At 76.4% G+C, this 14,176-nt stretch carries 12 protein-coding genes; 7 read left to right on the top strand and 5 right to left on the bottom strand.

From position 1 onward, the window contains the following. The first annotated feature begins 98 nt into the window (after nt 1-98). Nucleotides 99-1,088 (top strand): SGNH/GDSL hydrolase family protein, encoded by a 990-nt coding sequence (locus SK069_RS06070; RefSeq protein WP_319953303.1) that lies wholly within the window; start codon nt 99-101, stop codon nt 1,086-1,088. Nucleotides 1,089-1,149: 61 nt separating this feature from the next. Here SK069_RS06070 and SK069_RS06065 read toward each other — a convergent pair whose 3' ends face one another. Next, entirely contained in the window at nt 1,150-2,061 is a 912-nt protein-coding gene (locus tag SK069_RS06065; protein ID WP_319953302.1) for a hypothetical protein, read from the bottom strand. A gap of 112 nt (nt 2,062-2,173) precedes the next feature. Between SK069_RS06065 and SK069_RS06060 the strand changes: the two genes are divergently transcribed. From SK069_RS06060 to SK069_RS06040, 5 genes are all read left to right on the top strand, one after another. Beyond that, nucleotides 2,174-3,163, top strand: a complete 990-nt coding sequence (locus tag SK069_RS06060; protein ID WP_319953301.1) for an SGNH/GDSL hydrolase family protein — start codon at nt 2,174-2,176, stop codon at nt 3,161-3,163. Beyond that, nucleotides 3,160-4,662 (top strand): glycosyltransferase, encoded by a 1,503-nt coding sequence (locus tag SK069_RS06055; protein ID WP_319953300.1) that lies wholly within the window; start codon nt 3,160-3,162, stop codon nt 4,660-4,662. The genes SK069_RS06060 and SK069_RS06055 overlap by 4 nt, the downstream gene beginning before the upstream one ends. Beyond that, entirely contained in the window at nt 4,659-6,635 is a 1,977-nt protein-coding gene (locus SK069_RS06050) for a cellulose biosynthesis cyclic di-GMP-binding regulatory protein BcsB (RefSeq protein ID WP_319953299.1), read from the top strand. The genes SK069_RS06055 and SK069_RS06050 overlap by 4 nt, the downstream gene beginning before the upstream one ends. Then, nucleotides 6,616-8,472 (top strand): acyltransferase family protein, encoded by a 1,857-nt coding sequence (locus SK069_RS06045; RefSeq protein ID WP_319953298.1) that lies wholly within the window; start codon nt 6,616-6,618, stop codon nt 8,470-8,472. Before SK069_RS06050 ends, SK069_RS06045 begins: the two co-directional genes overlap by 20 nt. Before the next feature lie 212 nt (nt 8,473-8,684). Further along, nucleotides 8,685-9,326, top strand: a complete 642-nt coding sequence (locus tag SK069_RS06040) for an alpha/beta hydrolase family protein (RefSeq protein ID WP_406628254.1) — start codon at nt 8,685-8,687, stop codon at nt 9,324-9,326. A gap of 14 nt (nt 9,327-9,340) precedes the next feature. Here the strand turns inward: SK069_RS06040 and def are convergent, their stop codons facing one another. The 3 genes from def to SK069_RS06025 form a co-directional block, all read right to left on the bottom strand. Continuing rightward, nucleotides 9,341-9,922 (bottom strand): peptide deformylase, encoded by a 582-nt coding sequence (def, locus tag SK069_RS06035; protein WP_319953296.1) that lies wholly within the window; start codon nt 9,920-9,922, stop codon nt 9,341-9,343. A 2-nt stretch (nt 9,923-9,924) separates the two neighbouring features. Then, a complete protein-coding gene (locus SK069_RS06030; RefSeq protein ID WP_319953295.1) occupies nt 9,925-11,043 on the bottom strand; it encodes an aspartate-semialdehyde dehydrogenase in 1,119 nt (372 codons plus the stop codon). Nucleotides 11,044-11,174: 131 nt separating this feature from the next. After that, nucleotides 11,175-11,645, bottom strand: coding sequence for a MarR family winged helix-turn-helix transcriptional regulator (locus SK069_RS06025; protein WP_319953294.1), 471 nt, complete (start codon nt 11,643-11,645; stop codon nt 11,175-11,177). Between the two features lie 123 nt (nt 11,646-11,768). Between SK069_RS06025 and SK069_RS06020 the strand changes: the two genes are divergently transcribed. Beyond that, on the top strand, nt 11,769-12,740 hold the full coding sequence (locus SK069_RS06020; RefSeq protein ID WP_319953293.1) for an alpha/beta hydrolase: 972 nt from the start codon (nt 11,769-11,771) through the stop codon (nt 12,738-12,740). 80 nt (nt 12,741-12,820) lie between these two features. Here the strand turns inward: SK069_RS06020 and SK069_RS06015 are convergent, their stop codons facing one another. Further along, on the bottom strand, nt 12,821-14,137 hold the full coding sequence (locus SK069_RS06015; RefSeq protein ID WP_319953292.1) for an aspartate kinase: 1,317 nt from the start codon (nt 14,135-14,137) through the stop codon (nt 12,821-12,823). Nucleotides 14,138-14,176 lie beyond the last annotated feature (39 nt).

The following is a 14,176-nucleotide window of genomic DNA, read 5'->3' as shown; positions in this document are numbered from 1 at the left end:
AAGTTACAGGGGTGAACGTTCCGTTGCCGAGCTTTTGCGCGCCACCGCCGGAACGGCCGCCCGGTGCCCGCCCGCCGGCGGGTCGTAGGCTCCGCGTCGTGAGCGACGGCCCCGCGTCACGCCCCGAGAGCCGGTGGACCGCCGGACCGCTGCGGAGCGCCGCGGTCGTCGGGCTGCTGCTGGTGGCCGTCGTCCTCGTCGTCGGGGGGCTGCGGGCGCGCGACGACGACGACGGCGGTCCGCGGCCCGGCTCGCGCGCCGGCAGCGGGCAGACGCTGCAGCTCGTCGCGCTCGGCGACTCGCTGAGCCGCGGCGTGCAGCCCGGCGAGCGGGGCCAGCGGATCACGGGCGAGGGCTACCCGCGCCAGCTCGCGACGCTCCTGCGCCGCCGCGGCGTGCCGGTCGAGCTCGTGGAGGCCGGGTGCGGCGGCGCCACCGCCGCCAGCGCGCTCGTCGGCGGGCGGTGCGCCCCGGCGGGGCCGGTGCCCTACGCCAACGACGCGCCCGCGACGAGCCAGGTCGCCTGGGCCGTGCGGCACGTCCGCAGCCGGGACGCCGCCCCGACCCTCGTGACCCTCGACCTCGGCAGCAACGACGTCCTGCGCTGCGTCTCGCCGGACGCCGCGCGCGTCCGCGCGTGCCTGCGGGCGACCGGGCCCGGCCTGCGCCGGCGGCTGCGGGAGATCGCCCAGCGGATCGCCGCCGCCGCCGGGCCGGACACGGTGCTCGTGGCCGCCACGGTCTACGACCCGTTCGTTGCGCTGCTGCGCGGCGGGGCGCTCGACACGGCCGGGCTGCGCGCCGCGGTCGCCACCGTCGACCGCTTCGTGATGCGCGAGCTGAACCCCGCGATCCGGCGGACGTTCACCGCTCAGGGCTGGCTCGTCGCGGAGGTCGGACCGGCGATGGGCACCGACGGCACGCGCGGCCCCGCCGACGTGGACCGGGTCGACGCGATCTGCGACCTGACCTGGATGTGCGCGCGCGCCGACGTCCACCTCAACCGGGAGGGGTACCTGCGCGCCGCCCGGGTCTTCGAGCGGACCGCGCGCCGGTCCGTCGAGGCGCTGCGGCTGACGACCCGCTGAGCCGACGCCCGTCCCGCGGCCGGGCTGCCCGCCGCGGCCCGGACGGTCTCCGACGTCGGGCTCAGGCGTCCAGGCGGACGCGCAGCGCATCGGCGGCGCGCCCGGCGAGCGCCCCACCCACGACGACGCCGGGGACGAGCGGCAGCATCGCCCACGCGTCGATGGCCGCGGGCGACAGGACGACGAGCTCCGCCGACGCCGCGGCTCCCAGCAGGGCACCCACGACCGCGCCCGCCGCGAGCGCGAGCGCGAGCGCCGCGGCCGGCGGCAGCAGGAGCGCGAGCACCGCGCGCACCGGATCGGACGCCGTCGCCCGCCACGCGCGCCGCGCGGCGGTGCGCGGACCGACGTCGTCGTGCAGCGCGATCGCCGGCCAGAGGCTCAGCCGGGTCGCCCCGACGACGAGCAGGACGAGGCCGACGACGAGCACGACGGCGTGGAGCTGGAAGCGCACGCCGCCGGCCAGCGACGCGAGCAGCGCGAGCAGGAGGACCGCGGCGCCGAGCGCCCAGAGCTGGACGACGAGCACGACGAACGCCAGCGGCCACGCGCGCCACGCGTCGCGCACCGCGCCGGCCGGCGAGGCGCGCCGGACGTGCGGCCCGCCGGCGACGAGCGCGGCGGCCACCACGGCCGCGACGGCGGTGGCCACGACGAGCGCCAGCAGCAGCAGCGAGCGGATCCCGTCGCCGTCCGGCCGCGCGATGAGCACGTCGCGGCCGTCGCGCGGCCCGCCGACGAGCAGCCCCTGGAGCGCGACGTCGCCCCCCGTCCGCAGGACCCAGTCGGCGGCCAGGACGAGCGGCAGGAGCGGGAGGAGCAGCGCGGCGACCGGCGCGAGCGTCGCCACCGGCGAGCGGCGCAGGTCCGCCAGGCCGCGCCGGAGCGGCAGGAGCAGGCTGAACGTCGTCGCGGGCGCGTCGGAGCGGCCGGCGCGGCCGGCGGTCGGGCTCGTGGCGGGCGGGGCGGACACCGACGGGGACGCTACCGGCGTCCAGGCCTTCCCGGACGACGGCTGGACGTCCGCCCGGGGAGGGGGCGCGCGCCGCCCGGCTCGCGTCCGGAGGCCCACTACCCTTGCGCGAGTGCCGCGCGAGCGTTCAGGCACGGCCTCGCGCCGACGACCGGCCGCCCGCACGGCGGCCGCCCTGGCCGTGCTCTGCGCCCTCGTCGTCGCCGCCTGCGGCGGCGACGACGGCGACGACCCACGGGCCCTGCACCTCGTGTCGCTCGGCGACTCGCTCGCCGTCGGCGTCCAGCCGGGCCTGCTCGGCGGCGGTCGCGAGACGCGTCAGGGATACCCGCGCCAGCTCGCGGACCTCCTCCGCGACGACGGGACCCCCGTCGTCCTGCACGAGCTCGGGTGCGGCGGGGCCACGTCCGCGTCGCTGCTGGCCGGCGGACGCGACTGCGCCCCGGAGCGCGACACGCCCTACGCGAACGAGGACCCCACGACGTCGCAGGCCTCCCACGCGATCGGGCTCCTGTCGCGCCTCGGCGACCGCCGCCGGGCCGTGCTGCTGGACATCGGCGGCAACGACGTCGGCGACTGCCTGCGGGACGGGCGCGTCGACCCGGCGTGCCTGCGCCGCGTGGGCGCCGCGCTGCGCGAGAACCTCGACGAGCTGCTCGGCCGGCTGCGCGACGTCGCCCCGGACGTCCCGATCGGCGTCCTGACGCTCTACGACCCCCTCCTGGGCCTCTGGGACGAGCATCCCGACGCGCGCCCCGCCCTGCGCCGGCTGCACGTGCTCTTCCTCCGCACGATCGATCGGACGATCGTCGACGTCACCCGTCGCCACGGGGCGACCGTCGTGGACCTCGCCGATGCGATGCACCAGTACGCGCCCTTCCGCCCCACCGACCGACGCCGCCCGCAGGCGGTCGCCGCCATCTGCGACCTGACGTGGATGTGCGTGCGCCCGCCGCGGACGCCGGACATCCACCTGCGCCGCGAGGGCTACCGCCTGGCCGCCGAGGTGGCCCGGCGGGCCCTCGGCGGCGCCCTGCGCAGCTCCCTGACCGTGCCCTCCTCCGTCACCGCCGCCGCCGCGCGGCCCGCGCCCCGGCCGTGATCGGGCTCCTCACCCGGATCCTCGACGGCGCCCGGCATCGGGTCGGCCTCCAGCTGTCGCTCTCGGCGCTCGTCTGCTTCCTCGCGCCCGCGATCCTCCTGGCGGCGCTCGGCGAGCTCGAGCAGCGCGTCCTGAGCTGGGTCCTCTACGGCGTCGCGCTCGCCTACCTGCTGACCTGCCTGCTGATGGTCGTGGAGGCGAACCTCGCCGTCCGCCGCCGCGCCCGCGAACGGCCCGCGGCCCCCCGGGACGGCTGGGCGCCGACCGTGACGATGATCGTCGCCGCGTACCTGCCCAACGAGCAGGAGATCATCGAGCAGACCCTGCGCCACCTCTGTCACGAGGCCGGCGTGCCGGCCGAGCGGCTGCAGGTCTTGCTGGCCTACAACACGCCGGAGGACCTGCCGGGGATCGAGGACCGGCTGCGCGCGCTGGCGGCCGCGACGCCGCAGCTCGACGTCCTGCGGGTGCCGGGCAGCACGTCGAAGGCGCAGAACATCATGGGCGCCCTCCCCCACGCTCGGGGCGAGGTCACGGTCATCCTCGACGCCGACCACCACCTCGAGCCCGGCGCGGCCGACCTCGCGGTCCGCTGGCTCGACGCCGGCTACGACGTCGTCCAGGGCCGCTGCGTCATCCGCAACGCCCGGCGCAACCTCCTCACGCGGATCGTCGCCGCCGAGTTCGAGGTCATCTACGGCATCAGCCACGCCGGCCGGTCCCTGCTCACCGACACGGCGATCTTCGGCGGGGCCAACGGCTGGTGGCGCACCGACGTGCTGCGCGCGCTGGGCGTCGACCACCGGATGCTCACCGAGGACATCGACGTCTCGATCCGCGCGCTGCTCTCAGGCCGCCGCCTCGTGCACGAGCGCGACATCGTCTCCACCGAGCTCGCGCCGACGACGTTCGCCGCCTGGTGGAAGCAGCGCACGCGGTGGGCCCAGGGCTGGTTCCAGGTGACGCTGCGCCACACCGCCGACGTCCGCCGGTCCCGGGTGCTCTCCCCCGCCGTGCGGATCTACTGGCTCATCCTCCTCGTGTGGCGGGAGATGTTCCCGATCGTCTCGCTGCAGATCTTCACCGTCCTGGCGGCGCAGGCCCTCATCGGCGTCCCCTTCGGCGGCATCCGCGACCCCTTCCTCATCACCTCGACGGTCGTGACGGTCCTCAGCGGCGTCGGCCTCGCGCTCGCGGGCGCGCGCGTGATGTCCGACACCGCCCGGCGGGACCTCGGGTGGGGCTGGATGCTCGCGTACGCCGTGCTCACGGCCCCCTATACGATCCTGCGCAACGCGGTCGCCCAGGCCGCGATGGTGCGGGAGATCGTCGGCGACCGCCGCTGGATGGTGACCCGCCGCGACCAGGCCGTCCGTCGCGGCCCGTCGCCGGGGGACCGGCCGCCGGGCGGCGGGACCCGCGACGGGCTCCGGGGCACGGCCGCACGCACCGAACCCGTGTCACCCGCGGCCGGCGGCCGCAGCGCGAAGACCACATGAACTCAGGATCCGCACCCCCAGCCCGGCCTCGCCGCGCGCTCCTCGTCGCGCTCGGCGCGAGCCTCGCCCTCGGCGGGCCCCTGGTCGTGGGCCCCGCGTCCGCGGCGACGCGCACCGCGCTCACCGGCCCCGACGACGCGCTCGTCGAGCTCGACGGCGGCTACGACGCCTGGAGCGGGACCGTCCCGATCCCGCCGCGCTGGCGGACGGTCGGCGGGACCCTCCGCCTGCGGTGGCGCGCGTCGCCCCAGCTCGTGGCGCCCTCGGCGCTGCAGGTGCGCATCGGCGGGCGGATCCTCGGCTCGGTCCCGCTGAGCCCCGGCGCCGGGGGCGTGACGGTGCGCCTGCCGCCCCAGCGCGTCCCGCGCGGCGTCTCGAGCGTCCCGCTGACGCTCGTGGCGCGGATGGCCACCCGCGCCGACCGCTGCCCCCCGCCGGACGACCCGAGCGCGTGGCTGCAGCTCGAGCGCAGCTCCGCGCTGACCGTCGACGGCGCGGGCTCGGCCGCGGCGCCCGCGCTGCGGACGCTGCCCGGCGCGCTCCTGACCGGCGTGGGACGGCAGCGCTCGCAGCTGCTGATCCGCTTCGGCTCCCCGGTGACGCCCGCGCTGCTGCGCGCGGCGACGGTCGCGGCCGGCGAGGTCGACGCGTCCGGTGACGCCCGCGGCGTGCGGATCCGCGCCGCGCTGCCCGGGACGGCCGTCCGGCGCCGCCCGGGCGAGGCCGCGATCGAGCTCGTCGCCGCCCCGGGCCCGCTCACGATCCGCACGCGCACCGTCGGGGCGGACCGGTCGCCGGTCGTCCGCCTGCAGGGCCCCGAGGACGAGCTGCTGCGCGCGGCCGGCGCGCTGCGGCGCAGCGTCGCCCGGCGCCTCTCCGGCACGGTCGCCGACGCGTCCCGCCTGCCGGCCGTCACCCCGACCGCGCGACCGACGTTCCCGCGCCGGATCCGCTTGCCCGACGGCAGCGCCACGGGCCTCGACGGCCAGCAGGTGTCGCTGCCCTTCGACATCCCGGTCCACCTCGAGGCGCTCCGCGGCGCCCGCCTCCGGCTCGCCGCGACGTACCAGGCGCCCGCCGGGGGCCAGGCGACCGTCGCGATCAACGGCCGCGCGATCGCCAGCGAGTCGCTGCACGCGTCGGGCCCGAGCCGCCTCTACGTCGAGGAGGAGCTCGCGGGGCGCGGTCCCGCGACCCTGCGCGCCGACCTCCGGGCCGGCGAGAACGTCGTGACGGTCAGCACCCGTCTCACGCGCCCGCGGGCCCTGCGCTGCGCCCCGGCCGACGCCGAGGGCCGGCTGCAGGTCACCGACTTCGGATCGGTCAGCCTGCTCACCCGCGCCCGCCCGGTCAGCGCGACGCTCAGCGTCTTCCCGTTCCCCCTGAACCGGCGCTCGGGCTGGTCCGGGACGACGGTCCAGCTGCCCGAGCGCCCGACCGAGGCCGAGCTCGGCGCCGTGCTCGGCACGCTCGCCGAGGCGCGTCGCGTCACCGGCGAGCTCGTCCTGCCGGCGTTCCGGCTCGGCGGCGACGTGCCGGACGGCAGCGCGCTCGTCCTCGCGCGGCCCGGCCGGGTCCCCGAGGAGCTCGTGAAGGACGTCCCCGGTCCGAAGGACGCCGGCGTCCTGGCCGCGCGCAAGGACGGAGACGCGGTGCGGATCCTCGCGATCGGCGCGAAGGCCCTCGTGCCGCTCGCCAACGGCTACCGGGTCGGGAAGGTCCGCGGCCGCGTGGTCGAGTCGCTGAACGCCGACGACGCGGCGATCCGCGTCGGGGACGCCGAGGCCGTGACCGCCGTCCAGCGCGGCCCCGTGCCGTGGCGCTGGCCGCTGCTCATCATCGGCCTGGCGATCCTCGGCATCGCCGTCGTGGCCCTGCGCGGCGCGCTCGTCCGCTTGCGGCGTCGCACCGACGGCGCGGTCCCGCCGAGCGACGAGCCCGGAGGCGGCGAGGGTGAGCGCCGGAGCGACTGATCCGGCGCGGGCGGCCGCGGCGACGCGGCCGCTCGGGCCCGACGACGCGGCGCCGGTGCTCCCGGACGCCGCCACCGCCAGGAAGGCCGCCGCGGCGAAGAAGGCGGCGGCCGCGAAGCGGCGCAAGGCCGGCCGCCTGCAGGAGCTCGACGCGATCCGCGCGCTGATGTTCCTCGTCGTGACGTTCCACGCCTACCAGGCGTCGGGCGGCGAGACGAGCCAGTACGCGCTGCGGGACTTCTCGACCGCCGGCATGCTCGTCGGCAACATCGACGTGCTGCTGCCGGTGTTCTTCCTGCTCTCCGGCTTCGCGATCTACTACCAGATGGTCGGGGCGCTGCTGCTCGGCCGGTCGCTGCCGCCGAGCGCGGCGTTCCTCGTGGCCCGGGCGCTGCGCCTGCTGCCGGTCTACGTCGTCGTGTTCCTCGTCGTGTGGTTCTGGCGCTACGGCGGCGGCAGCGCGCAGTGGCTCGACGTGCTCTGGGGCCTGACGCTCATGCAGTCCTGGAGCACCGAGCACATCTTCCGCACGATCGATCCGGGCTGGTACCTCAGCGTGGAGTGGCAGTTCGCCGTCTTCACCGCCCTGGCGATCCTCCCGTGGCTGCGGCTCGTCGGCCGCTGGCCGCTGCGCAGCCGGCTCGTCGGGGTGCTCGTGCCCCCGCTGGCCCTCATCGGCCTGACGATCTGGTGGAAGTCCTCGCTCCACGCCCACGGCGTGCCGCGCACGGAGTGGGGCAGCTGGTTCGCCCCGCCGGCGTGGGCCGCGCTCTACGGGCTCGGCATGCTGCTCGGCCTCGCGCTGCTGCTCCGCGAGCCGCTGCGCTGGCGCTGCCCGAAGCCGGTGCCGACCCTCATCTTCGTCATCGCCAGCGCCTGGCTCGTCTGGATCCAGTCGCTGCGCGGCGACTCGTCGTTCGCGACGCTCTGGTACTTCGAGCTCGGCGCGCTCGGCTGCCTCGGCTGGATGGTCGCCATCGTCACCGCGGACCCCGACGGGCGGGTGCGGCGGCTCCTGCGCTCGCCGCTCGTGCAGCTGCTGGCGGCGGCGTCGTTCAGCACGTACCTCGTCCACGCGCCGATCCTGCGCTCGATGGCCGCGCGCGACATCCTCCCGATGGACGTGCCGGAGCTGTGGCCCTACTCGACGGCCGCGATCGTGATCCTGTCCCTCGGCGTCGGCGTCCTGGCGTTCCGCTGGATCGAGCAGCCGCTCGCGTCCCTCGATCGCCTGCTGCAGCCGCGCCTGCGCCACGAGCTGAAGATCGCCCGCGCGACCGCGGCGACGATCGAGCCCGGGTCCCCGCTGCCCGACGTCACCGTCCGGCTGCGCGACGGCTCGCCGTTCCCGCTGCGGACGCTCGGGTCCCGCCGGCCGGCGCTCCTGCTCGTCCACCCCGCCGAGCCGGTCCCCGAGGGCGACCCCGCGCTGCGCGGGCTCGGCCCCGCGCTGCGCGCGATCGACGGCGCGCGGTCGGCGGCGGCGGGTCTCGACGTGGGGCTCGCGACGCTGTCGCCGCGGCTGCCGCCCTCGACCGACGCCGGCGCGCCGCCGCACCCGCCCGGGGTCCCGGTCGACGACGTGGGGCAGATCACGCGGCTCGAGGACCCCGAGGCCCGCGCCGCGCGGGCCCTCGGCGTGCGGACGGTCCGCACGGCGGTCGGCGTCCACCAGCCGGAGATCGTCCTGCTCGCGATCGACGACGCGGGACGGGTGAGCGCCGTGCTGCGCGACGAGGACCCGCACCGCCTCCTGCGCGCCGGGCTCGAGGCGCTGCGCCCGCCCGCGGCGCCCGCCCGCCCGGCGGTCGCCCCCCGCCCCTCCCCGGCCACCTGAGCCGGCCCGGTCCCAGGCGACTCGAGTCACCGAGGACCGGAATCCCGTCCCCAAACGACTCGAGTCACCCAGGACCGGAATCCCGTCCCCAAACGACTCGAGTCACCCAGGACCGGAATCCCCTCCCCAGACGACTCGAGTCACCCAGGACCGGAATCCCCTCCCCAAACGACTCGAGTCACCCAGGACGGGCGGGTGAGGGCACCGGCCGGATGCGGGAGGATGCGGCGGTGCCTGCCGCGGACCCGGAGATCGTCGAGCTCGACACGCCGCGCGGACCGGCGCGCGTCCACGTGCACGCCGTCGCGACGCCCCGGGCCTGGCTCCTGCTCGGCCACGGCGCGGGCGGTGGCGTGCACGCTCCCGACCTGCGGACGTCGGCCGGTGCGGCGCTCGATCGGGGGATCGGCGTCGGGCTGGTCGAGCAGCCCTACCGCGTCGCCGGCCGGCGCTCGCCGCCGCGGCCGCCGGCGCTCGACGAGGCCTGGCTGGCGATCGTCGCCGGCCTCCGGTCGGGCCCGATCGGCGACGCGCCCCTAGTCCTCGGCGGCCGCTCCTCGGGGGCCCGGGTGGCCTGCCGCACCGCGACGGCGACGGGCGCCGTCGGCGTCCTCTGCCTCGCGTTCCCGCTCGAGCCGCCGCGCCGGTCCTCCCCCGCGCCGAGCCGCCTGCCGGAGCTCGAGCAGCCCACGGTGCCGGTGCTCGTCGTCCAGGGCGAACGGGACCCGTACGGCATGCCGCCCGCCGCGCCGGGCCGGACGGTCGTGCCCGTCCGGGGCGACCACGGCCTGAAGCCCGAGCAGGGCCGGATCGGCGAGGTCGTCGGCGGCTGGCTCGACGACCTGCTCGCCTGACGCCGCCTGCCGGCTCAGACCTCGGTCGCGTCCGCCGGGGCGTCCATGACGACGCCCTCGCGCAACGCGCGCAGCGCGGCCTTGCGCTGCTCCTTCGGCGCCCGGTCGAGCATGAGGACCCCGTCGAGGTGGTCGATCTCGTGCTGCAGGCGCCGCGCGTAGGGCCCCTTCGCCTCGATCGTCAGCTCGCGTCCGCTGAGGTCCAGCGCGCGGACGCGCACCGCCACGGGCCGCTCGACGTCGACCCACACGCCCTCGAGCGACAGGCAGCCCTCGCTGGCGACGTCGGTCTCCTCGCTCTGCCACTCGAGGCTCGGGTTGACGAGCGTGATCGCGTCCCCCGCGCCGTCCTCGCCCTCGCGCAGGACGACGTAGCGGCGCATGATCCCGGCCTGCGTCGCGGCGAGGCCGACGCCCAGGGCGGCGTCCATGATCGCGATCAGGCGGCCCGCCTCGGCGACGAGCTCCCCGTCGATGTCGGCGGGGTCGATCGGCTGGGCGACCGTGCGCAGGGCCGGATCGCCCCACTGGCGCACCTGCTGCAGCGCCTGCCGGCGCCGCTCCCAGGTCTCCTCCGAGATCTCGCGCTGCGCCATCGTCAGACGAGGGCCGGGACGGCGTCGACGGCGGTCGGGCGGACGAGGCCCCGCTCGTGCAGGACCTTCGCGAGCTGGATCGTGTTCGTCGCCGCGCCCTTGCGCAGGTTGTCGCCGACGACGAAGAGGTCGAGCGCCTGCGGGTTGCCGGGATCGCGGCGGATCCGCCCGACGAGCACGTCCGGGCGGCCGTCGGCCTCGGTGGCCAGCGGGTAGACCGCCGCGGCCGGATCGTCACGGACCTCGACGCCGGGCGCAGCCGCCAGCAGCTCCCGCGCGCGCTCGGGGGACAGCGGCTCGCGCGTCTCGACGTTGCAGGTCTCGGAGTGCCCGTTGAGGACCGGGACGCGCACGCAGGTCGCCGACACCCGGATCGTCGGGTCGCCGAGGATCTTGCGCGTCTCGTTGATGAGCTTGTGCTCCTCGTCGGTGTGGTCGTCGACGAACGAGCCGGCGTGCGGCAGCGCGTTGAACGCGATCTGGTGCGCGTAGCTGCGCGGGGCGGGCACCGCGGTCCCCTCGAGGACCGCGCGGGTCTCCTCGAGCAGCTCGTCGACGGCCGCCTTGCCGGTGCCGGAGACCGCCTGGTACGTCGAGACGACGAGGCGCTCGATCCCGGCGGCCTGCTGGAGCGGTCGCAGGGCGACCATGAGCTGCATCGTCGAGCAGTTCGGGTTGGCGACGATCCCCTTGTGCTCGTCGAGCGCCTCGGGGTTCACCTCGGCGACGACGAGCGGGACGTCGTCGTGCATCCGCCACGCCGAGCTGTTGTCGACGACGACGGCGCCCGCGGCGACGAACCGCGGCGCCCACTCGCGGCTGGTGGACCCACCGGCGCTGAACACGGCGAGGTCGAAGCCCTGGATCGTCTCCTCGGTCAGCGGCTGGACCTCGAGCCCGCGCAGCGTCGTGCCGGCGGAGCGGGCGGAGGCGAACGGCACGATCTCGCGGATCGGCAGGCCCTCGCCGGCGGGCGGGAAGCCCGCGCGACCCTCGCGGACCGCGGCGAGCGCCTGGCGGTCGTCGCCGTCGCGCTTCACGCCGAGCTCGTCGAGGAGGACGCCACCGACCTGGCCGGTGGCGCCGACGACGGCGATGCGGTACCCGCTGCTGGCGCTCATGCCCCAAGGGTACGACGCCCCGGCGTCCGGCCGCCGCGTCGCGCCTCCGCGCCACGCGCCCGACCCGGGATGCCGCGACGCGACGCGCCGCGCCCCGCGCCATCACCGCCCGGCGCGGGTCGACCCCGGCGTCACCGGGCCGCGAGCTCGGCCGCGCGCGCGGCCACCCGCTCGGTGAGCCCGGCGAGGACCTCCAGCAGGCGCTCGTGCTCGCCGGCCGGGAGCGCCATCGCGTCCCCGATCGCGACGGGCACCGCGGCGGCGCGCGTGCGCAGCGCATCGCCCGCCTCGGTCAGCGCGATGAGGACCGACCGCTCGTCGTCGGGCCGGCGGGTGCGCTCGACGAGGCCCGCCGCCTCGAGCCGCTTCAGCAGCGGCGACAGGGTGCCGTAGTCCAGGCGGAGCGCGGTGCCGAGCTCCCCGACCGGCACCGCCCCGCGCTCCCACAGGACGAGGAGCACGAGGTACTGCGGGTACGTGATCCCGAGCGGCTCCAGCAACGGGCGGTAGAGCTGGGTGACCGCGCGGGACGCGGCGTAGAGCGAGAAGCAGAGCTGGTCGTCGAGGCGCTGCGACGTGGTGGCGGGATCGGGGGCGGCCATGGCGGTCTTCCGCGGACGGTAGCAGTGGGACCCGATCTCATCGCCGACAATTACATTGCGCACAATTTTATTGTGCGATAGCTTCCCTAGGGCACCGCACCTCCCAGACCCCGGAGCACCGACATGACCAGCGCCACCGATCCGACCGTCGTCCTCGAGCCGGCCGCCGCCGCGTTCGCCCGCGACACCGCCACCCCGCCGTTCCTCTTCCAGCTCCCCGTCGCCGAGGGCCGCGAGACCGTCGAGGGCGTTCAGGCCGAGCCGCCGTTCGTGCCCGACGCCGACAGCGAGGACCTCCGCGTCGACAGCGGGCACGGGGAGATCCCGGTCCGCGTCCTGCGGCCCCGCGGCGCGACCGGCCCGCTGCCGGTCGTCCTCTACGTCCACGGTGCCGGCTGGGTCTTCGGCAGCCGCCACACGCACGACCGCCTCGCCCGCGAGCTCGCCGTCGGCACGGGCGCCGCCGTCGTCCTGCCGGACTACGATCGCGCCCCGGACGTCCGCTTCCCGGTGCCGCTCGAGCAGTCCTACGGCGTGGCGCGCTGGATCGTCGCCAACGCCGCCGAGCAGGGCTTCGACGCCTCGCGGCTCGCGGTCGCCGGCGACTCCGTCGGCGGGAACATGACCGCGGCGATCACGCTCCTGGCCAAGCAGCGCGGCGAGCTCGACCTCGCGGCGCAGGTGCTCTTCTACCCGGTCACCGACGCGTCGTTCGACACGCCCTCGTACCACCAGTTCGCGGAGGGCTACTTCCTGCGCCGCGACGGGATGCAGTGGTTCTGGGACCAGTACACGACCGACGAGGCCGAGCGGGCGCAGAGCATCGCCTCGCCGCTGCGCGCGACGGACGAGGAGCTCGCGGGGCTGCCGCCGGCGCTCGTCATCACCGGCGAGGCCGACGTGCTGCGCGACGAGGGCGAGCGGTACGCGGCGCGGCTGCGCGAGGCCGGGGTCGCGGTGACGGCGACCCGCTACGCGGGCATCATCCACGACTTCGTCATGCTCGACGCGCTGCGCGGCACGGCCGCCGCCGAGGCCGCGATCCGCCAGGCGGTCGACTTCCTCTCCGGCGCGCTCGGGACCCGCGAGCGCTGAGGCGCGCGGGCCGGTCGCGGGCCGCCGAGCGCCCCGCGGCGTCGACGCGCCCGAGGTCGCCGGTGTTCCGCGCCGGCCGCTCAGCGGAACTCGCCGAAGGGCTGCTCGGGACGGATCGTGTCCTCCCCGGTCAGCCCGAAGGCGGCGTGCAGCGCGCGCACGGCCTCCGGCACGCGGTCGCCGGCCACGACGCAGCTGATCTTGATCGGCGACGTGGAGATCATCTCGATGTTGATCCCCTCCTCGCCGAGCACGGTGAAGACCTTCGCCGCGACGCCCGGGTGGGTCTTCATCCCGGCGCCGACGATCGAGACCTTGCCCATCTCGCCGTCCGTGCGGACCTCGGCGATGCCGAGCTCCTGCGCGAGCGGGGCGAGCGCCTCCTCGGCGGCGCGGACGTCGTCGCGGGGGACCGTGAACGACATGTCGGCGCGCGCGGCGTGGGGGTGGGTGGCGGGAACGGACTTCAGCGGCTCGTTCTGGATGATCATGTCGACGTTCACCTCGGCCGTCGCCAGGGCGCTGGCGATCCGGCCGGCGGCACCGGGGGTGTCGGGCACGCCGACGAGGGTGATCCGGGCCTCGACCGTCGAGTGGGTGACGGCGGTGATCAGCGGGTTCTCCACGCTCTTCTCCTGGTGCTCCTGGGCCTCGGTCTCCGACACGACCCACGTGCCGTCGCCTTCCTCGAAGCTCGACCGGCAGTGGATGCGGACGCCGTGGTTGCGCGCGTACTCGACGCTGCGCAGCTGCAGGACGCCGGCACCGGACGCCGACATCTCGAGCATCTCCTCGAACGAGACGACGTCGAGCTTGCGGGCGTGCGGCTCGATCCGCGGGTCGGACGTGAAGACGCCCGGCACGTCGGTGTAGATCTCGCAGACGTCGGCGCCGACCGCGGCCGCCAGCGCGACGGCGGTGGTGTCCGAGCCGCCGCGGCCGAGGGTCGTGACGTCCTTCGCGGTCGAGACCCCCTGGAAGCCCGCGACGAGGACGATCCGGTCCTGGTCCAGCGCCTCGAGGATCCGGTCGGCGCGGACGTCGAGGATCCGCGCCTTCGTGTGCGAGGTGTCGGTGACGATCCCCGCCTGCGACCCGGTCAGCGAGATCGCCTGGTGCCCGAGGTCGTTGATCGCCATCGCCGCCAGCGCGCAGCTCACGCGCTCGCCGGTCGAGAGGAGCATGTCCATCTCGCGCGGCGCCGGCCGCTCGCTGATCTCGAACGCGTCGGCGATCAGGCGGTCGGTCTCCTTGCCGCGAGCGGAGAGGACGACGACGACCCGCTGGCCGGCCTCGCGCTTGCGCACGATCCGCGCGGCGGCCCGCTTGATCCGCTCGGCGTCGGCGACCGACGTGCCGCCGAACTTCATCACCACGGTGCTCGGTCCGCTGCTCATGCGCGCGGCTGATCCTACGGGCTGCGGCGTTCGGCGGCC

The sequence above is a fragment of the Patulibacter brassicae genome (assembly GCF_033949425.1).
Lineage (GTDB): Bacteria > Actinomycetota > Thermoleophilia > Solirubrobacterales > Solirubrobacteraceae > Patulibacter > Patulibacter brassicae.
This window is presented reverse-complemented; position numbering and strand designations above follow the sequence as displayed.

What these genes read in the sequence shown, in the direction of transcription:
- SK069_RS06050 (WP_319953299.1), top strand. Translation starts at nt 4,659, where the DNA reads ATGAACTCAGGATCCGCACCCCCAGCCCGGCCTCGCCGCGCGCTCCTC.
- SK069_RS06040 (WP_406628254.1), top strand. Translation starts at nt 8,685, where the DNA reads ATGCGGGAGGATGCGGCGGTGCCTGCCGCGGACCCGGAGATCGTCGAG.
- def (WP_319953296.1), bottom strand. Translation starts at nt 9,922, where the DNA reads ATGGCGCAGCGCGAGATCTCGGAGGAGACCTGGGAGCGGCGCCGGCAG.
- SK069_RS06030 (WP_319953295.1), bottom strand. Translation starts at nt 11,043, where the DNA reads ATGAGCGCCAGCAGCGGGTACCGCATCGCCGTCGTCGGCGCCACCGGC.
- SK069_RS06025 (WP_319953294.1), bottom strand. Translation starts at nt 11,645, where the DNA reads ATGGCCGCCCCCGATCCCGCCACCACGTCGCAGCGCCTCGACGACCAG.
- SK069_RS06020 (WP_319953293.1), top strand. Translation starts at nt 11,769, where the DNA reads ATGACCAGCGCCACCGATCCGACCGTCGTCCTCGAGCCGGCCGCCGCC.
- SK069_RS06015 (WP_319953292.1), bottom strand. Translation starts at nt 14,137, where the DNA reads ATGAGCAGCGGACCGAGCACCGTGGTGATGAAGTTCGGCGGCACGTCG.